Raw genomic sequence first — 18,923 nt, 5'->3', positions numbered from 1 at the left:
GCGAACGGTGCGGGGCCCCGTGCTCGGGTCCGGGTCAGTTGCCGGCGGTGGCGGCCGCGTCGGCCCAGCGCTTGTCGAGATCGTCGAAGTAGTCCTGCAGGGAGCCCTTCTGGGCGCCGCGGGCGATGTCGATCAGCTTCTGCCGGTAGTCCTGCTTGGCGAGGCCGATCTCGGAGGCGTTGTCGATGGCGTTGACCTGCTCGGTCTTGGCCTCGGATCGCTCAACAAGCTTGACATCGTTGTCTTCGTATGGCTTGAGAACATCGGGGAAGCCCATGGAGGACAGGGCGGAGACCCCACCTTCTTCGGCGGCGAAGCCGGACTTCTCGGTGAACCAGTCGATCCAGGCGCGGGCGGCGCTCTTGTTCTCGGAGTGCGCGTTCACGGCCAGCTGGTAGTCGGAGAGCATCGTGGCGCAGAACTTGCCGCCCTTCTGAACCGGAACGGGCATGAATCCGATGTCGTCCGGGTCATGGCCCGCCTTCCGGGCGGCGTCGCGTATCTGGTTCACGGCCCAGGAGCCGAGCAGCATGCTGCCGATCTCCCCTTTGGCCAGGTCGGTCTTGGACGTCTCCCAGTTGGTGGTCGTGGGGTCCTTCTCGGACATCTTCTCGTGGACGATGTCGTGGAGCAGGGAGTCGAGGACGTTGAGGTCGCTGCCTTTGGCCCATGGCTTGTCGGTGGTGGCGAGCGCGTCGGACGCCTTCGCGTCGCAGCTGACCGAGCCGACACTGTTGGTCCAGGGGCTGCTCAGCGGCCAGCCGTCCTTGAAGTTGGTGTAGTACGGCGTCGCTCCGGTCTTCGCCTTGATCTGCTTCAGATCGCCGAGGAACTGCGCGGGGGTGGTGGGCCAGTTGGTGATGCCGGCCTTCTTCCACACCGCCTTGTTGTAGACGAGGCCGTTGACGGTGCCGAAGTTGGCGATGCCGTATGTCTTCCCCTTGACGTCGGTCTTGCCGGTGAAGCGGTAGGTCCGTGCCATATCCTCGGTGTCGCCCAGAGGCGCGAAGAACTTCGGGTAGTCACCCTTGGCTATCACCGAGGGGATCAGCAGGACGTCACCGTAGTTCTCGGTGTTCATCCGGATCTTGACCTCCCCCTCGTAGTCGGTGATGCCCTGGAACTTCACCGCCACCTTGGGGTAGGTCTTCTTGAACTCGGCGGCGTACTTCTTCATCGTGCCGTCCTGCACCAGGTCGGTGCGGTTGGTCAGCACGGTGATGGTGCCTGACGCCTTGGCGGGGTCCGAGGGCGCGGTGGCGGCCTCCCCCGTCGCGCTCCCTCCTCCGCCACATCCCGCGACGGTCAGCGTCACGGCGGCAAGCAGCGCGGCGCTCAGCGGCTTCTTCCTCATGTGCCCAACTCCTTCCAAGGGTTACGGCTCAGGCCCAGCGGCTGACGGCACTATGTCAGCCCCACGTGAACCGGTAAAGTGATGATTTCCGGCACGATGCCTAATCGTTACCCGCAGAGTCGATAGCCGACGGCAAGTCACCGCTGCAGGCTGCGGAGTTATGTGCGGCGATGATCGCTTCCGAGGACTGGACCGGTTAACCACGTGAGGGTTAGGTTGGCGGGCGATGCGCACGACCAGGGCCTGCGCCTGTCTGATTGGAGCCGCTGATGAAGCACATCGTCCAGCTGACCGAGGGCTGGCACGTGAGTCACGAGGGGAGACTCCTCCAAGCCCGCGTCCCCGGCTGCGTCCACTCGGACCTGCTGGCCGCGGGCCTCCTCCCGGACCCCTTCCTCGGCACGAACGAGCGCGAGGTGGCGTGGGTGGGTCGGCGGGCATGGACCTATACGCGCCGGTTGGACGACGCCACTTGCGGCTCGACATCACACGAGCGCACCGACTTGGTCTTCGAGGGCCTTGACACTGCCGCCCGCATCGTCCTGGCCGGTCAGGAGCTGGGGCGCACGCGCAACATGCACCGCACCTACCGGTTCGATGTCACGGGCCTCGCGGGCGAACTGGACGTCACGTTCGCCTCTGCCTACGACGAGGCCGCCTCCGTGAAGGCGCAGACGGGCGAGCGGCCGAACGTCTATCCCGAGCCGTTCCAGTACATCCGCAAGATGGCCGCGAACTTCGGCTGGGACTGGGGGCCGACGGTGGTCACCGCGGGCATGTGGCGCCCGGTCCGGCTCGAACACTGGTCGACGGCCCGCATCCAGCGGGTGCGCCCACTGGTGACCGTGGACGGTACGCGCGGCCGCGTGGAACTGCGCGTCGATCTCGAGCGCACCGCCTCGGGCACAGGTCGACCTCTCACCGTGCACGCCACGGTGGCAGGCGCTGCTGCGCGCGTCGACGCGGCTGACAACGCTGTCACGCTCGTGCTCGACATACCGGACGTGCGACTGTGGTGGCCGCGCGGATACGGCGAACAACCCCTGTACGACGTCGAAGTGACTCTCCTCGACGGCGAAGGGGTGCTGGACGGCTGGCAGCGGCGGGTCGGCTTCCGCAGCATCGAGCTGGACCGCGCGGCCGACGAGCACGGCAGCGGGTTCACGTTCGTCGTCAACGGCGAGCGGATCTTCGTACGCGGTGTGAACTGGATCCCCGACGACGTGCTGCCCTCGCGGATCTCACCCGAGCGCTACCGCACCCGCCTGGAGCAGACCGCCGCCGCCAACGTCGACCTGGTCCGCGTCTGGGGAGGCGGCATCTACGAGGACGACGCCTTCTACGACGCCTGCGACGAACTCGGCCTGATGGTCTGGCAGGACTTCCTGTTCGCCTGTGCCGCCTACCCGGAGGAGCAGCCGCTGCGCGGCGAAGTGGAGGCCGAGGCCCGCGACAACGTCGTACGGCTCATGCCGCACCCCAGTCTCGTGCTGTGGAACGGCAACAACGAGAACCTGTGGGGATTCCGGGACTGGGACTGGGAGCAGCCCCTCGCCGGGAACTCCTGGGGCGAGGGCTACTACCTCGGGCTCCTGCCCCGCGTCGTCGCGGAGTTGGACCCCACACGGGCGTACAGCGCGGGCAGCCCTTGGTCCGGTTCCTGGGACCACCACCCCAACGATCCCGACCACGGCACGTACCACTCATGGGAGGTGTGGAACCGCCAGGACTACACCGAGTACCTAAAAAACGTGCCCCGGTTCGTCTCCGAATTCGGCTGGCAGGCACCCGCGGCGTTCGCCACGCTACGCCGCGCCCTGCCCGGCGAGGACCTCGCGGCCGATTCCCCGGGCATGCTGCATCACCAGAAGGCCGAGGACGGCAACGGCAAACTGAACCGCGGCGTCGAGCGTCATTTCGCCTCGCCCGAGAACGACTTCGACCGCTGGCACTACCTGACCCAAGTCGTCCAGGCCCGTGCCGTCGCCACCGGAATCGAGCACTGGCGCGCCAACTGGCCCCGCTGCGCCGGCACCATCGTGTGGCAGATCAACGACTGCTGGCCGGTCAGCTCCTGGTCCGCGATCGACGGCGACGGTCGCCTCAAGCCGCTCCACCACGAGCTGCGCCGCGTCTACGCCGACCGCCTCCTGACCCTGCAGCCGGGACCTGACGGCCCCGAACTCGTCCTGGACAACCAGGCCACTGAGCCCTGGGACAGTGACGTGACGCTGCGCCTGATGCGGACCGACGGCACGCTCGCCACACGCGTCTCGCTCGGGTTCACGGTGCCCGCACGCGAGGTCCTGCGGCTGCCGGCCCCGCCGGAGGTGCGCCCCGAGGCGGGTGCCACGAAGGAGTATCTGGTGGCCGACGCCGACGGACTGCGCACGCTGCATCTGCCCGTTCGGGACAAGGAGTTCGACTATCCGACGCCGCGGTTCGACATGGCGGTGGAGACGGTGGGGCAAGACCGGGACACGGTCGATGTCGTCGTCAGTGCGCACACGCTCGTACGGGATCTGCTGCTCCAGCCCGATCGCCTCGCACCGCGGGCGACCGCCGACCGCGGCCTGATCACCTTGCTGCCGGGCGAGCAGACCCGCATCCGTGTGCGCGGGGCCGGCGGTGTGGGTGCCAATGCGTTCCGCGCGGCACTCTTCTGTGTGGAACCGGCGTGAGCGCCCCTGTCCCACGTGTCACCATCAAGGACGTCGCGGCGGCGGCCGGGGTCTCCAAGGGAGCGGTGTCGATCGCGTTCAACCACAAGCCCGGCCTTGCCGAGAGCACACGGGAGCGCATCTTCGCCGCCGCCCGGGAGCTGGACTGGGCACCCAACTCCTCGGCCCGGAGCCTGTCGACGCAGCGGAGCGACACGATCGGCCTCGCGCTGTGCCGGCCTGCCCGGCTGCTCGGCCTCGAACCGTTCTACATGGAGTTCATCTCCGGCATCGAGAGCGTCCTGGCCGAGCGGTCGTGTTCCCTGCTGCTGCGTCTGGTCAGCAGCCTGGACGAGGAGATCTCCCTGCAGGAGACCTGGTGGCGGGAACGGCAGGTCGGCGGATCCATCCTGGTCGACTTCCACCAGGACGACCCGCGGGTCGAACCGCTCAAGCAGCTCGGCATCCCGGCCGTGGCGGTCGGCCACCCCGACCTGACCGGCGGCCTCCCCTCGGTCTGGACGGACGATGCCACGGCCATGGCCGAGGCGGTGCGCTATCTCGCCGCTCTGGGCCACCATCGCATCGCCCGGGTCGGCGGCCCGCCCCGCCTGGGGCACAGCGCCATCCGCGAACGGGTCTTCGAAGACACCTTGCGGGAACTGGGCCTGGGTTCCGGCGCCCAGGTGGCGACGGGGTTCGCCGGTGAGGAAGGGGCCCGGGCCACCCGCTCCTTGCTCCTGCGGCCCGAGCGGCCGACCGCGATCGTCTACGACAACGACCTCATGGCCGTGGCCGGGCTCGGGGTCGCCGCCGAAATGGGCATCGCGGTACCGGACGACCTGTCCCTGCTGGCCTGGGACGACTCCCAGTTGTGTCGCCTCACCCACCCGACGCTGTCGGCGATGAGCCACGACGTGCACGGCTTCGGCGCCCAGGTCACCCGCGAGCTGTTCGCCGTCATCGCAGGCCAGGAGGTATCGCTCCTCCCACCCCGGGCCCCCGCACTGACGCCCCGTGCCTCGACAGCCGCACCGCGTCCGCCGCGGAGCTGACTCGCGGCGGCCCGTGTCGGCCCTTGAGCCACCGGCTCACCTCAGCGGGGGCGAGGTGAGCTGGTGCTCGCCCGGGGCACCAAGCGGGCGGCGGCCAACTGGAGATGCTCGACAGGCTCCTTGCCGATGGCGGCCAGCAAGGTCCGCGCGGCACAGGCGCCGTACTCGTAGATGTCCCGGGTCAGGGCGGTGAGTTGAGGCCGCACGGCCTGGCTGAAGGGCGAGTCGTCCCACGCCACCAGGGACAGGTCGCGGGGAACCTCCAGGTTCAGCTCCTGGGCGACCGACAGACCCGCGACGGCCATGATGTCGTTGTCATAGACGATCGCGGTGGGACGGTCCGGGGCGATGAGCAGCCTACGGGTGGCCTGTGCGCCGAGCTCACCGGAATAGTCGGTGTGCACCACGGCGGGCTCGGGCAGGCCCGCCTCGCGGCAGCTCGCCTCGAAAGCGGCGTCGCGCACGGTGGTGTGCGCCAGGTGGGCGAGCCCCGCCACCCGCGCCACGCTGCGGTGCCCCAGAGCCGCCAGATAGGCGACCGTTTCCCGGATGCTGGCTCCGTCGTCGGACCAGACGGCGGGGACGGCCCCGGCCGCGTGCGGCGGACCGAGAGCCACCACGGGCATGTCCAAGGCCACGAGTGCGGGGACGCGGGTGTCGTCGTCGTGCAGGTCCACCAGGAGCGCACCGTCCACCCGGCCTTCGCCCCACCACCGCCGGTAGAGCTCTATCTCGTCGTCGTGACTGGTGACGGTCTGCAGCATGAGCGCGATGGAGCGCGGAGCGAGCTCGGACTCGATACCGCCGATGAGTTCCATGAAGAACGGCTCGACGCCGAGGGTGCGTGCGGGCCGGCACACTGCCAGGCCCACGGCTCGGGCCTGCGCGCCGTTCAGCGCGCGAGCGGCGCTGCTGGGCCGCCAGCCGACCTCCTGCGCGATGGCCTTGACCCGCGCCCTGGTCTGCGCGGAGACACCCGGCTGGTCGTTGAGCGCGTAGGAGACCGCGACCTTGGAGACCCCCGCCTGGCGCGCGATGTCCGCGATCGTCGGCCGTTTCATGCGCCCTCCTGCTGTACCGGTTCCGCGCTTCAGCGGCCGACCCTACCGGTCGGCCGCTGAAGGACGCTCATCCGGTCATTGAACCAGGGCTCAGATGACGGTGCAGGTCCGGCTGTCGAGAGTGAAGGAGGTCGGCGCGGTGTTCGCGCCGGTGGAGGATCCGTTGAGACCGAAGCTCACGGTGCCTCCGGCGGGGATCGAGTTCGTCCAGGGCTCGGGGGTGATGTGGACACCGGCGCCGCTCTGGACAGCCTTGGCGTTCCACACCGAGTTGATCTTCTGCTGGCCGGGGAAGGCGAAACCGAGCTTCCAGCCGTCGATCCTCTTGTCGGACGTGTTGCGGATGGTGACGTCGGCGTTGAATGAACTGCCCCAGTCACTCAGGCGGTAGGTGACGGCGCAGGCACCCTCGCCCGGGTCGGTGCCCCCGTCGGAGCCGCCGAAGACGCTGGCCTCCTTGGCCGTGGACTTGATGCCGTTGGCCCCCTCGAACAGCCTCTTGCCCCAGTCGGTCAGCCGGCTCGCGTCGAAGTTCTGGACCAGGTCGAGGTACTCGACGCCGCTGCCGTTGCCGCTCCAGGACCAGCCCAGGTAACCGATGCCCTTCGACTGGGCGGTGGCCATGATGGCGTCCTCGTCCGGATTGCCGTCGGAGTGCATGTCGCCGAACTCGCCCACGACAATGGGCAGTTTGGCGGCGGTGAACCGGTTGAGGTAGTCGCTGACCTCGGCGGGGGTGTCGTAGACGCCGTACATGTGGACGTCGAAGAGAGTGTTGCGGTCGGGGTCCGCGGCGAGTACGGCGGCGGCGTTGTCGCGCATGGTGAAGGACCAGTCCTGGCCCCAGTTGGGGGCGTCGACCATGAGAGTGTGCTCCAGGCCCGCGGACCGAAGCCGGCCGATGGCGCTCTTGGTGTCGTTCGTCCAGGCGGTGTAGTTGGTGTTGCCGTGCGGCTCGTTGCCGATGTTGACCAGGACGTACTTCTCCTGACCGACGAGCGCGTCCCTAACGCTGAGCCAGTAGTCGACGGCCTTGGACAGCGGCACGGCGGCGCCGGCTTCGCCGTAGCCGGTGGTGTCGTGGGCTTCCAGGACGCAGATCAGCCGGTTCGCCTTGCACTGGGAGACGACTCTGGTGACATCCGCGGTGTCGTTCTTGCTCCACTGGTCCCCGGTGCCCAGCACCACGCGCACGGTGTTGGCACCCTTGGCCTTGATGTCCTTCAGCGCCTGGTCGGTCTTGTCCGGGTACCAGGTGTGCGCGTGGTTGACGCCGCGCATCACGAAGTCCTTGTTGTTGGCGTCCAGCAGTCGGCCGTCCTGGATGTGGAAGCCGGGTGCGTCGGCCGCCTGCGCGGACGGGGCGGTGGCCAGGGGTGCGGAGCAGGCGGCGAGGAGGGTTCCCGTCGCGACGGCGGCTCGTATGCGTCTCATCTGCGGCTCCTGGTTCGATGGGTGTGCCCTGATCTCGGGCAGCCCGAATCGGCGGCCCACGGCACGACGTGTCATCAGGGGCGGTGCGGGCCGCACCCGCTGCACCGCGGGCGCGGTTGACCAGGACGCCTGGTTCGGCGCCTGGCGAACCGCTGCCCGGGCGGTGCGGCGCACCCGGGGCAGCGGTGTCCGAGCGGGACCGCGAGGGGTCCGTCGGCACGCCCGCCGGCCTGCGACAAGCAGAGGACAGCGGGCCGGTGCTCGTGGTTCCGCCCGGCGACGGCCACGACACTAGGGGCCGTGCGGCCGGAGCACAACGCTCTGAACGGAACCGGTTAAGTCTTTATGAAAGGAGCCAGTCCCCCGTTCCCGTCACCCAGGCACCAGGCCGGTACCGGCGGCCGGCGTGCGGCGCGACAGCGCACGGGCAGCCGCCGCCGCGCCGACCAGCCCGGCGTCCTGCTCCAGTGCCGCGGGGCGGACCTCAAGACCCCGCACGAAGTCCAGCGTGGCGTAGGCGTCGAGGTGGCGCCGCAAGGGCGCGAACAAGAGGGGGCCGGCCTGCGCCACGCCGCCGCCGATGACTGCTACGTCGATCTCGACGAGGGAGGCCGTCGCGGCGATACCCGCCGCCAACGCCTGTGCGGCCCGGTCGAACGCGGCCAGGGCGCGGGCGTCGCCCTGTCTGGCGGAGGCGGCGACCGCCGCAGCCGTCGCGGCCTCACCCTCGGGCGGCGTCCACCCCGCGGCCAGCGCCTGCCGGGCGATCGAGGTCCCACTGGCCAGTCCTTCCACACAGCCTCTGGCCCCGCACGGACAGACGCTCCCGTCGAGGTCGACGCTGATGTGACCGATGTGCCCGGCATTGCCCGAACGGCCCGGATGCAGGCGGCCGTTGAGGACGAGGCCCCCACCGACGCCGGTGGAGACCACCATGCACAACGCGTTGTCGATGCCCCGCGCAGCACCCTTCCAGTGCTCCGCGGCCGTCATCGCCACCGCGTCCCCGATCAGCACGGGCTCGAGCCCCGCGAACAGCAAAGGATGCGCCCGCACCGCACTCACCAACGGAAAGCCTCGCCAGGCCGGGATGTTGACCGGACTGACGGTGCCCTCCGCGGTGTCCACCGGACCCGCGCTGGCGACACCGAAGCCACGGATGACGCCCCACGCCGGGTCCTGGGCCAGCGCGTCCAGCACGGCGCCGACCGCTCCCATCATCACGCCCGCCGACTCTTGCGCCGGGGTGGGCCGTTGGACGCGCCGCGTCACCCGTCCGTCCGCATCGACCAGGGCTCCGGCGATCTTCGTGCCCCCGATGTCCAAAGCCGCGTACATGACCCTCCCCATCCGGCGCGGCCAGAACGGCACGCACCCCCAAGCACAAGTGACAACGTTGCCACGAGGATACTTAACCGATTCACTTCCGGTGAGCACCAGGCCGCCGACTGCCGGTTGCCGGCAGGTGGGCGTGGCCGAGGCCTGGGGTCACATCTGCTATGAGGAATCCACGGGACGGTCACCGTCGCGGCGATCCGGCTCTGGCTGCACCCACGACCGCCGCCGCGCCACGTGGCCGGTTCGCGTCCTGTTCGTCCTCCGTTCCCCTCCCGAAAGATGGGGGCTTGCCAGGAAAGCGCACCTGTCGAGTGAGGAATCCACGATGACCAGGAACGCGAACGGCACCACGACACCGCAGCAGGGCTCCGAGAGCCGGAGCCCGGAGGAGATCACGGCGCTGCTCGCCGGGGCCGCCGACCCGGAGCAGCGGCTTGCCGTCCACCAGGAGCTCTACGCCGATGTGACCAACCTCGCCACGGCGGAGAACGTGCTGGTCTATCCATCGCTGCGGGACAATGTCTACGACAGGCTGGGCGTCCTTGAGCAGAAAGACGTCAAGTACGCCCCGTCGTACGGCAGCCAGGACCTCCGCCACCGCATCGCGGACATGCTCCGTCCGATGCTCGCGCCGGACCTGAAGAGCGAGGACATCTTCGGCACATCGGGTGCGTCTGCCGCTCTGGAGTGCCTGGCATTCGCGCTCAAGGACGGCGGGATCCTGCGGAGCGGTGACCGGGTGCTGCTGCCCGCCCCCTACTGGCAGGGCTTCAACTGGTCTTTCGAGCAACGGCCCGAACTGGTCACCGTTCCCGTTCATCTCCGGGAGAGAGGCAAGGAGAACTTCGAGCTCACCCTGGCAGATCTGCAACACGCCTACCGGACCCAGCCGGAGCCGCCGAAGCTGCTCGTCCTCACCAACCCCAACAACCCGCTGGGCGACAACTACGACAAGGACCTGCTGGAGAGCATCTACCGGTGGGTGCTCAACGAGACGGGCATGCACATCATCTCCGACGAGATATACGCACACTCCCAACTCGCCTGGGCCCAGCCGGAGTTCGTCAGCGCCCTGGCACTGGACGCCTACCAGCACAGCCCGGAGGCGCAGAACCGGATCCACGTCGTCTATTCATTCGCCAAGGACTTCGGGATGTCGGGCCTCAAGGCCGGAGTCGTGATCTCCAAATCGCCGGTGGTCCATCAGGCCATGCAGGGCATCAAGGACAAGCAGAACTCCCTCTCCTGGTTCAGCCCGTTCGACTCGCTCAAGCACTTCGTCATCGGGAAGATGCTGGAGACCACCATCGACGGCAAGAGCTATCCGCTCGAGCTGATGAAGCAGTACCGGGACTGGCTGACGACCGCGTTCCAGGAAACGCGCCGTGCCCTCGATGACGGCGGAATCCCCTACCGCTACCGCGAAGGGCAGAACGCGGCACAGTTCTTCTGGCTCGACCTGCGCGCCTATCTGCCGCCGGCGGGCACGGCCGTGATCCCGCCGGAGATCGGTCCGCACTTCCCGCAACTGGACCGCGTACCGCAGCCGTTCGCCGAGATGAGCGCGGAGGCCGAGAAGCACGGGACGGTCGCCCTGCCGATCCTCTTCCCGAACATCTCCAGCGAGGAGGAGTGGCTGCGCTGGTACATCGCCACGTACGCACAGGTACAGCTGCTCCCGGGGCAACTCCTGTCGTGCGCCGAGCCGGGCTACTTCCGGCTGTGCTACACCGCCGTCGACACCACCCACGTCATCGCGTCAATACAGAGGTTCGCTGACCTTCTGGCTCCCTGGGGGAACGGCGGCCGCTGACGCGCCCAGTGCGGGGAGCGGCCGACGAGGCGGGCCCCGGTCCACTGCGAGGGGGCTCTGCCGATCTCATGGTCCACCAGCGGCAGACGCTCCAAGGACCTCAAGACCCGCCGGACAGGGCCTAGGCGGAATTTCGTGCCGGTCATGATCAGGTGGTCGTCGGTGTCGTGGTTGGCTGTGGGAATGCCCTGGACATGCGGGTTCTGCCCACGTCGAAGGACGTGCTGGTCCCAGCTGACACGTCGAGCTCGGGTTCCGGCGGCCGAGCCTGAGCGGGTTGGATCCGCTCGGTCTCGCGCCGTAGCTCCTCTCTTCTTCGATCATGAGCCAGGCAGCCTTGTGGGGAGTGAGCTGAACGAGCGGAGTACGGAATGCCGTTGGTACATCGTGAGCAGTTCCCGGTCCTGGTCGAGCGGTTCTTGCTCTGGTTGCAGGAAGCCGACGAGGGCGTGATCGACGACTGGCCCGATGGCGCGGACGGGCTGGTCTCGGCGCAGCACGGGCGAGTGGACATCAAGTCGGGAGGCCATACCCACACAGCGGTGTTCACTATCGAGGTCTGGGACTCACCGCCGGAGCCGGATCGCACCACCTCCTGGGAGGCGACCGGGGAGGCGGAGCTGGACTCCGTGACGGGGCAGCTTCAGTTCCATACGGCTGGCGGGCCGGACGAGAACGAGATCGACCTCGGCATCGCGAACAGGCGATGGCGGCTGCGCGCTCATGTGGTGGGGCAGGAAGAGGTCACGGCCCTCGCTGAGCAGGGCGTGCCCGAGGGGGTGGAGCGATTCCTGCTGCAGTTCTGGTCGGTGTGACGGTTCCTGTTGGCGGGGCCCTCTCCCACGGAACGTACAGGTAAGCACACCTTGATCAGGGAACCGTCGTCCCGGGGGGCCGACGGTGAGGCGTCGACAGGGGCCCCGCACGCGCGCATGCGCACCAGTGCGGGGCCCCTGTCTGTCCCGTCGGGGAGAGAGTCAGTTCCCCTCGGTCTCGAATGTGCGCAGCAGATCGGCGGCGACGCTCACGGCGATGGTCGCGGGTTCCTTGCCGGTGATGTCCGCAAGGCCGATGGGGGTCTTGATGCGGTCGATGGTCGCCTCGTCGTGGCCTCCCTCGGTGGCGAGGCGGTTGCGGAACCGTACCCACTTGGCCGCCGACCCGATCAGGCCGATGGATCCGAGATGGGGGGTGCGCAGGGCGGCGTCGCACAGCGCTGCGTCCTCGGCGTGATCATGGGTCATGATCAGGACGTGGGTGCCGCGCGGCAGTTCCGCCAGCACCTCCTCGGGCAGCAGCAGTTTGTGGTGCACATGCACCTGCCCCACCGCGTCCGCCAGCACGCCGAGCCGCTCCTCGGCGAGGATGTCGGAGCGGGTGTCGATCAGATGCAGGTCGAGGTCCTGACGTGCCAGGATGCGCGCGAGTTCCAGCCCGACGTGCCCGACGCCGAAAATCGCCACCGCCCGTACCACCGGCAGCGGTTCGAGCAGCACCGAGACCGTGCCTCCGCAGCACTGCACGCCGTGCTGGTTGGTCACCTTGTCGTTCAGCGCGAAATCGATCAGCTCCGGCTCCGGCTTGGACACGGCGATCATCTCCCGGGCCCGGTCGATCGCCACGGCCTCCACATTGCCGCCACCGATCGAGCCCCACGTCTGGCTCTGCCCCACGACGAGTTTCGCACCGGCCTCGCGCGGGGCATGCCCCCGCACGGCCGCGACCGTTGCGAGCACGCCGGGCTCCCGGCGTGCCCGCAACCGTGCGACCGCGGCGACCCACGTCATGTCAGGCACCACTCAGCGTTTTCATTTCGCTTTGCATCCTGCCGCTTTGGATCTTGCCGTCGGCCGCAAGACCGTGGCTGGCAGAGTCGTCACCGACGACCCCGTTCCCCGGGACATCACCCTGGCGCGCCGACTGGATCGCCCAGTACACCGCTTCCGGCGTCGCCGGCGAGGCCAGCTCGACGCTGACCCCGCTCGGGCCGAACGCGGCGGCGGCCTGCCGCAGCGCCTCGCGCACCGAGAACGCCAGCATCAGCGGGGGCTCCCCCACCGCCTTGGACCCGTAGACCGCGCCCTCCTCAGTGGCGTTCTCCAGGAGCATGACGTTGAACTCCTGGGGCATCTCCGAGAAACTCGGCAGCTTGTAGGTGCTCGCCGCCTGGGTGAGGAGCCGGCCGCGGTTCGGCCCCTCCGTGGCGTCCCAGCGCATGTCCTCGAGGGTCAGCCAGCCCGCGCCCTGCACGAAACCGCCCTCGACCTGACCGATGTCGATCATCGGGGACAGGCTGTCGCCGACGTCGTGCACGATGTCCACCCGTCGGATGCGGTACGCGCCGGTGAAGCCGTCCACCTCCACCTCGGCTGCCGCCGCGCCATGCGAGAAGTACTTGAACGGCGAGCCCCTGAAAGTCTTCGCGTCCCAGTGCAGTCCCTCGGTCCGGTAGAAACCGGCCGCCGACAACTGCACCCGCTGAAAGTACGCGGTCCGCACCAGGTCGTCCCAGGCCAGTTCCCGGTCGCTGCCCAGCGTGCGCGCGATGCCCTCGACGATGCGTACGTCCGAGGCGCCGGACCCCAGCTGGGTGGCGGCCACCTGCAGCAGCCGGTCGCGCAACTGCTCGCAGGCGTTCTTCACCGCCGCGCCGTTGAGATCCGCCCCGGCGCTGGCGGCGGTGGCAGAGGTGTTGGGCACCTTGTCCGTACGCGTCGGGGCAAGGCGCACCTTGTGCAAGGGGATGCCCAGTGTGGTCGCGGCCACCTGGAGCATCTTGGTGTGCAGGCCCTGGCCCATCTCGGTGCCGCCATGGTTGATCAGGACCGAGCCGTCCTTGTAGATCAGCACCAGCGCGCCGCCCTGGTTGAAGGCGGTGAGGTTGAACGAGATGCCGAACTTGACGCCGGTGACCGCCAGGGCCCGCTTGGTGTGGGCATGCGCGGCGTTGAAGGCGGCGATCTCACGCTTGCGGTCGGCGACGCCGCCGTTGTCCAGGGTCTTGTGCCAGACGGCGGAGATCCGTTCGTGCTGGAGGACCTGCTGTCCGTACGGTGTGGACTGACCCTGCTGGTAGAAGTTGCGCTCCCGCAGGTCCATCGGATCCAGGCCCAGCAGGGGCGCGCACCGCCCCATGATGTCCTCGATCACCAGCATCCCCTGCGGTCCGCCGAAACCGCGGAAGGCAGTGTTGGAGACCTTGTTGGTCTTGGCGATGCGGCCGGCGATGCGGGCGTTGGGGATCCAGTACGTGTTGTCGATGTGGCACAGGGCGCGGGCCACCACCGGCTCGGAGAGGTCCAGGCTCCAGCCGCCGTCCGCGGTCAGGGTGGCCTCCAGGGCCCGGATCCGGCCGTCGGCGTCGAAGCCGATCTTCCATGCGGCGTGGAACCCGTGCCGCTTGCCGGACATCGTCAGGTCCTGCGTGCGGTTGAGCCGCAGCCGGACCGGCCGACCGGTCAGCTTGGCGCCGAGCGCGGCAATGGCCGCGAACCCGTGCGGCTGCATCTCCTTGCCGCCGAAGCCGCCGCCCATCCGCAGGCATTGCACGGTCACCTCGTGGCTGTGCAGACCCAGGACGTGCGCGACGATCTCCTGGGTCTCCGAGGGGTGCTGGGTGCTGCTCTGGACGAACACCTGCTCGGCCTCGTCGATGTGGGCCAGCGCCGCGTGCGTCTCCAGGTAGAAGTGCTCCTGGTCGGAGAACTGGAAGTCACCGGTGAACACATGCGCCGCATCGGCGAAGCCCGCGTCGACGTCGCCGGTCAGCATCAGGGGCCGGGCACCGTGGAAACTGTCGGCCGCCATGGCGTCCTGCAGGGTGACCACGGAGGGCAGTTCGTCGAGGTCCACCTCGACGGCCGCCGCTCCGAGCCGGGCCGCCTCGAGGGTCTCGCCGAGCACCCAGGCGACCGCATGGCCGTGGAACATGACCTCGTCGGGGAACAGCGGTTCGTCGTGCTTCATCCCGGCGTCGTTGACGCCGGGCACATCAGCACCGGTGAGCACGCGGACCACGCCGGGCACACTGAGTGCGGGCTCGGTGCGCAGCGCGGTGATCCTGCCATGGGCCTTCATGACCTGGACCGGGTACGCGTGCAGCACGTCCTTGGTGCGCTGGACCAGGTCGTCGGTGTACAGCGCGGCGCCGGTGACGTGCAGGACGGCGCTCTCGTGCGGCATGGAGACGCCGACGACCGGCTTTTCGGGACGCTCGGACAAATGACTCATGACGACACCGCCTCGGTGGTCTGTGCGTGCAGCTTCAGCAGGCTCTGGCCGAGCATCGCGGAGCGATAGCCGGCGCTGGCGCGGTGATCGTTCATCGGCGTGCCCTCGGCCCGCAGCACCAAGGCCGCATTCTCGACAGTCTCCGCCGTCCACGGCCTGCCCTCAAGGGCCGCCTCGGTGGCCAGGGAGCGGATCGGGGTGGCGGCCACGCCGCCCAGGCCGATGCGTGCCTTGCGTACGACGCCGTCCTCGATGTCGAGCGCCAACGCGACCGCCACGCTGGAGATGTCGTCGAAGCGCCGCTTGGCGATCTTGTGGAAGGCGGCGACCGGGGACAGCGGCAGCGGAACGCGCACCGCACGGATCAGCTCGCCGGGACGGCGCACGCTCTGCCGGTAGCCGGTGAAGTAGTCCGCCAGCGGGACCTCGCGCTCACCGTCGGCGTCGGCGAGCACCACCGCTGCTTCGAGGGCGAGCAGCACCGGCGGACTGTCACCGATGGGTGAGCCAGTGCCCAGGTTGCCGCCGAGGGTCGCGCCGTTGCGGATGAGGCGCGACGCGAACTGCGGGAACAGCTGGGCCAGGAGCGGGACTTCACCGTCGAGGCGGCGTTCGATCTCGGTGAGCGTCAGTGCCGCCCCGATCTCGATGTGGTCGGATTCGACGCGCAGCTCCCGCAGTTCGGGCAGCCGGTCGATGGCGACCACGCAATCCGCCCGCCGGGAGCGGATGTTGACCTCGACGCCCCAGTCCGTGGACCCGGCCACCACCACCGCGTCGGGCCGCTCGCGCAGCAGCCGCAGCGTTTCGGCCAGGGTGTTCCTGCGCAGGAACACCCTGCCGTCCTGCCTGTGCTCGGTGGCGACCGGCGCCGGCGCGGACTGCTCGCGGCGTTGCGCCAGCGGGTCCTGGTCGGTGGGCGTACCGACGGCGAACGCGGCATCGCGAATCGGGCGATAGCCGGTGCAGCGGCACAGGTTTCCGCTCAGCGCGTGCAGGTCGAAGCCGTTCGGACCGTGCTCGGCGTCGGTGCCTTCAGCCGCGCCTGCGCCTGAGCCACCGCCCGAGTCCGCGCTGTCCGCGCTGTCGCCCGCGTCCGCGTGGACGCAGCGGTCCGGGCGGTAGTACTCGGCAGCCATGCTGCAGATGAATCCCGGTGTGCAGTAGCCGCACTGGGAGCCACCGCGGACCGCCATCTCCTCCTGCACCGGGTGCAGTACGCGCGGCCTGCCGGATTCGTCGACGGAGGCCAGACCCTCGGAGGTAATGATCTCCTGGCCGTCGAGAGCCGCGGCCGGCACCAAGCAGGCGTTGACCGCGACCCAGTCGGTCGCCTTGGTCACCCCGGGCCGGGCCACCAGCACCGAACAGGCGCCGCATTCACCCTCGGCACACCCCTCCTTGGTACCGGTGAGACCCCGCTCACGCAGGAAATCCAGCACGGTGGTGTGGCACGCGGCCGGTGAGATCGGTGCTTCTTCCCCATTGACCGTGATCCGCGGCGCCGTCATGACAGGCCATCGATTCGGTGCGCCATCGGTCGATTCATCATGTTCGCCAATTTCAGGCAGCTTTCTGTGTTCACACGCGCCGTGTAAATGAAACGGCGCACGACGGCACGCAGCAGTGACGTGCAGGAAAGTGGTGGTGGCGGGGAGACCCGCAAGGTGCCGCGGACGGGCGGCCACGAATGCGCACCGGACGAGCACATCCGGGCACATCAGAACGGCGTACTCAGGCGCCGTGCGCGATCCGACCCGGGACCCAGACCGTGCGCTGGGCGAGGCGACCAAGATCAGAGCTGGTGTTCATCCGCTGGTCGCCCCCTTTCGGTAGTGACAGATCGACAGCCACCGCAAACTAGTGGCTGCGGCCACCGGGGTCAAGAGGCCGACCTCTGTAGCTGCTTGCGAGACAGCTCCTGGCCCACGTCGACGGACCGGCAGGAACACCGCCGAGCACCGGCCCCTCTCGGAGCAGCGGGGGCCTTGGGCTCGACCGGGTGGGCGGCCCGCTCGGGGCCCAAGTCCCTCGGCGAGAGGTCGTACGAGTCGCTGTTTGTCGGCCGCAGAGACGCCAGGTCCGGGAGCGAAGGCGCAGCCCCACCGACTCCACCCCGCACAGCCGTACTGAGGGTCTGGCCGTCCGACAGCGCGACGTCGAAGACCACGGCGACAGGCGGCAACCTCCCGGGCTCCCGCGACGACTACGGCACGCGGGACGACAACACCCGGCATTCAACGATGAACACCAGGGAGCCGACCATGAGCCGAGCACGTTCACGAAGACTGCACGTCACGCTGGCCGTGCTGGCCGTCACGGCCGCCAGTGGTGCGGCGCTGACGCTGCCGACGGCGTCGGCGCAACCCGCGGCCGCGGCCGCGGCCGGCAGCGCCACCGGCTACGCGACACAGAACGGCGGAACCACCGGCGGCGCGGGCGGGCAGACGGTGCGGGCCACGACGGGCACCGCGATCCATACCGCCCTGTGCAACCGCGCCGCCGACGACACCCCGATCACCATCGAGGTGGAGGGGACGATCAACCACGCCAACACCGCGAAGGTGTCGGGCGACAGCTGCAACACCGCCGCCGGCGTGATCGAGCTCAAGCAGATCAGCAACGTCACGCTCATCGGCGTCGGCAGCGGCGCCGTCTTCGACCAACTGGGCATCCACATACGGGAGTCCAGCAACATCATCATCCGGAACGTGACCGTCAAGAACGTCAAGAAGTCCGGCTCCCCCACCTCCAACGGCGGCGACGCCATCGGCATGGAGAGCGACGTCCGCAACGTCTGGGTCGACCACACGACCCTGCAGGCCTCGGGCGGGGAGTCGCAGGGCTACGACGGGCTCTTCGACATGAAGAACAACACGCGGTACGTGACGCTGTCGTACAGCATCCTGCGCAACTCCGGACGCGGCGGCCTCGTCGGATCCAGCGAGAGTGACGTCTCCAACAGCTACATCACCTACGACCACAACAAGTACGAGAACATCGACTCGCGCACGCCTCTGCTTCGCGGCGGCACGGCCCACATCTACAACAACTACTACACCGGCCTGAACGAGTCCGGCATCAACTCCCGTGCCGGAGCCAAGGCCAAGGTGGACAACAACTACTTCAAGAACTCCAAGGACGTCCTGGGCACCTTCTACACCGACGCGGCCGGCTACTGGCAGGTCAGCGGCAACACCTTCGACACGGTGACCTGGTCCCCCGCCGACGACGAATACCGCCCGGCAGGCCCCAACCCGACGTCCAACACCACGGTGAGCATCCCCTACTCCCACTCCCTGGACAGCGCCGCCTGCGTGCCCAGCATCGTGAACAGAACCGCGGGAGCCGGCACAGGCCTCAAGGTGTCCGACGGCACCTGCTGAACACAGCAGCCGTCCTGACGGCACGGCCAGCGGGAGACCGCCGCACCGTCAGGACGGCAACGCCACGCCAGCTGTCCACCCCGCGGTTCGCAACACCGGTATGGGATCTTGGGGTTTCCCGGTGCGCCAGCGTGATCAGCGGCATGGCGGCACCTGGATCTGGTCAACTGCATCGCCCACACAGCCTGGTTGGGCATGCTCAGTCACACCTGCCCATGGCTGACTGCTCCGGGCATGACGGGCTCGTGGCACCCACTTGGTCAGCGTCAGCGGGTGGGCGGGCGCTGAGAGACGCGTCGCCTGCGTCGAGGGCCGTGCTGTCGCCGCTGTTCTGTTCCGCTCGGGCGGCAGCGCAGGTGACGGGACGTCGTGGGAAGGCATGCCGGTGGGCGCCGGCGATGAGGAACCACGACGCGGACACGGTGGTTTGGGCCCGCGGTGCGGCCGTGAGCGCGGCGGACTGCAGGAGGGTGGGCAGACCCGCGAAGAGCAGCCCCCATCTGACGATCGGGATGAGGCTCACGGTCGTGAACTCGCCCGTCGCGGCCAGTGCTACGAATACCAGTGCCAGCGCGGCGGTGTTGCCGGCGAA

At 68.9% G+C, this 18,923-nt stretch carries 11 protein-coding genes and 1 pseudogene; 5 read left to right on the top strand and 7 right to left on the bottom strand.

Annotation, left to right across the window (positions count from 1 at the left end; all coding sequences use genetic code 11):
• Window positions 1-34: 34 nt before the first annotated feature.
• On the bottom strand, window positions 35-1,354 hold the full coding sequence (locus ACZ6ZP_RS19100; protein WP_469407604.1) for an ABC transporter substrate-binding protein: 1,320 nt from the start codon (window positions 1,352-1,354) through the stop codon (window positions 35-37).
• A gap of 269 nt (window positions 1,355-1,623) precedes the next feature.
• Here ACZ6ZP_RS19100 and ACZ6ZP_RS19095 point away from each other — a divergent pair, with 269 nt between their 5' ends.
• Entirely contained in the window at window positions 1,624-4,035 is a 2,412-nt protein-coding gene (locus tag ACZ6ZP_RS19095) for a glycoside hydrolase family 2 protein (protein WP_469407603.1), read from the top strand.
• Window positions 4,032-5,069: a LacI family DNA-binding transcriptional regulator gene (locus ACZ6ZP_RS19090; protein WP_351174038.1), complete on the top strand. Its 1,038-nt coding sequence runs from the start codon at window positions 4,032-4,034 to the stop codon at window positions 5,067-5,069. Before ACZ6ZP_RS19095 ends, ACZ6ZP_RS19090 begins: the two co-directional genes overlap by 4 nt.
• A 41-nt stretch (window positions 5,070-5,110) precedes the next feature.
• Here the strand turns inward: ACZ6ZP_RS19090 and ACZ6ZP_RS19085 are convergent, their stop codons facing one another.
• The 3 genes from ACZ6ZP_RS19085 to ACZ6ZP_RS19075 form a co-directional block, all read right to left on the bottom strand.
• Window positions 5,111-6,130, bottom strand: coding sequence for a LacI family DNA-binding transcriptional regulator (locus tag ACZ6ZP_RS19085; RefSeq protein ID WP_351174041.1), 1,020 nt, complete (start codon window positions 6,128-6,130; stop codon window positions 5,111-5,113).
• A gap of 90 nt (window positions 6,131-6,220) precedes the next feature.
• A complete protein-coding gene (locus ACZ6ZP_RS19080) occupies window positions 6,221-7,564 on the bottom strand; it encodes a cellulase family glycosylhydrolase (RefSeq protein WP_469407601.1) in 1,344 nt (447 codons plus the stop codon).
• 372 nt (window positions 7,565-7,936) lie between these two features.
• A complete protein-coding gene (locus tag ACZ6ZP_RS19075) occupies window positions 7,937-8,902 on the bottom strand; it encodes an ROK family protein (RefSeq protein ID WP_469407599.1) in 966 nt (321 codons plus the stop codon).
• Between the two features lie 325 nt (window positions 8,903-9,227).
• On the opposite strand from ACZ6ZP_RS19075, the gene ACZ6ZP_RS19070 reads away from it, so the two are divergent.
• Both ACZ6ZP_RS19070 and ACZ6ZP_RS19065 read left to right on the top strand, forming a co-directional pair.
• Complete coding sequence (locus ACZ6ZP_RS19070) at window positions 9,228-10,715, top strand: aminotransferase class I/II-fold pyridoxal phosphate-dependent enzyme (RefSeq protein WP_469407597.1); 1,488 nt, start codon at window positions 9,228-9,230, stop codon at window positions 10,713-10,715.
• Between the two features lie 371 nt (window positions 10,716-11,086).
• Window positions 11,087-11,530 carry a hypothetical protein gene (locus ACZ6ZP_RS19065; protein ID WP_469407595.1) on the top strand — a complete coding sequence of 148 codons (444 nt, stop codon included), beginning with the start codon at window positions 11,087-11,089 and terminating at the stop codon, window positions 11,528-11,530.
• Window positions 11,531-11,692: 162 nt separating this feature from the next.
• On the opposite strand, the gene xdhC is transcribed toward ACZ6ZP_RS19065, so the two are convergent.
• From xdhC to ACZ6ZP_RS19050, 3 genes are read right to left on the bottom strand one after another with little or no spacing between them, the layout of a single operon-like run.
• Window positions 11,693-12,502: a xanthine dehydrogenase accessory protein XdhC gene (gene xdhC, locus ACZ6ZP_RS19060; RefSeq protein ID WP_361470378.1), complete on the bottom strand. Its 810-nt coding sequence runs from the start codon at window positions 12,500-12,502 to the stop codon at window positions 11,693-11,695.
• Between the two features lies 1 nt (window position 12,503).
• Window positions 12,504-14,945 carry a xanthine dehydrogenase molybdopterin binding subunit gene (gene xdhB, locus ACZ6ZP_RS19055; RefSeq protein ID WP_399976622.1) on the bottom strand — a complete coding sequence of 814 codons (2,442 nt, stop codon included), beginning with the start codon at window positions 14,943-14,945 and terminating at the stop codon, window positions 12,504-12,506.
• The gene (locus ACZ6ZP_RS19050) at window positions 14,942-16,456 is read right to left on the bottom strand and encodes a xanthine dehydrogenase small subunit (protein WP_469407594.1); all 1,515 of its coding nucleotides are present in this window, start codon (window positions 16,454-16,456) and stop codon (window positions 14,942-14,944) included. Before ACZ6ZP_RS19050 ends, xdhB begins: the two co-directional genes overlap by 4 nt.
• Before the next feature lie 753 nt (window positions 16,457-17,209).
• Between ACZ6ZP_RS19050 and ACZ6ZP_RS19045 the strand changes: the two are divergent.
• A pseudogene (locus ACZ6ZP_RS19045) lies at window positions 17,210-18,328 on the top strand (pectate lyase family protein); the annotation flags it as partial.
• Window positions 18,329-18,923: the final 595 nt, after the last annotated feature.

It is taken from the genome of Streptomyces sp. NPDC054047 (assembly GCF_055585065.1).
The sequence above is the reverse complement of the archived record's forward strand: the minus strand, read 5'-3'. Positions and strand labels throughout refer to the sequence as shown.

What these genes read in the sequence shown, in the direction of transcription:
- ACZ6ZP_RS19100 (WP_469407604.1), bottom strand. Translation starts at nt 1,354, where the DNA reads ATGAGGAAGAAGCCGCTGAGCGCCGCGCTGCTTGCCGCCGTGACGCTG.
- ACZ6ZP_RS19095 (WP_469407603.1), top strand. Translation starts at nt 1,624, where the DNA reads ATGAAGCACATCGTCCAGCTGACCGAGGGCTGGCACGTGAGTCACGAG.
- ACZ6ZP_RS19085 (WP_351174041.1), bottom strand. Translation starts at nt 6,130, where the DNA reads ATGAAACGGCCGACGATCGCGGACATCGCGCGCCAGGCGGGGGTCTCC.
- ACZ6ZP_RS19080 (WP_469407601.1), bottom strand. Translation starts at nt 7,564, where the DNA reads ATGAGACGCATACGAGCCGCCGTCGCGACGGGAACCCTCCTCGCCGCC.
- ACZ6ZP_RS19075 (WP_469407599.1), bottom strand. Translation starts at nt 8,902, where the DNA reads ATGTACGCGGCTTTGGACATCGGGGGCACGAAGATCGCCGGAGCCCTG.
- ACZ6ZP_RS19070 (WP_469407597.1), top strand. Translation starts at nt 9,228, where the DNA reads ATGACCAGGAACGCGAACGGCACCACGACACCGCAGCAGGGCTCCGAG.
- ACZ6ZP_RS19065 (WP_469407595.1), top strand. Translation starts at nt 11,087, where the DNA reads ATGCCGTTGGTACATCGTGAGCAGTTCCCGGTCCTGGTCGAGCGGTTC.
- xdhC (WP_361470378.1), bottom strand. Translation starts at nt 12,502, where the DNA reads ATGACGTGGGTCGCCGCGGTCGCACGGTTGCGGGCACGCCGGGAGCCC.
- xdhB (WP_399976622.1), bottom strand. Translation starts at nt 14,945, where the DNA reads ATGAGTCATTTGTCCGAGCGTCCCGAAAAGCCGGTCGTCGGCGTCTCC.
- ACZ6ZP_RS19050 (WP_469407594.1), bottom strand. Translation starts at nt 16,456, where the DNA reads ATGACGGCGCCGCGGATCACGGTCAATGGGGAAGAAGCACCGATCTCA.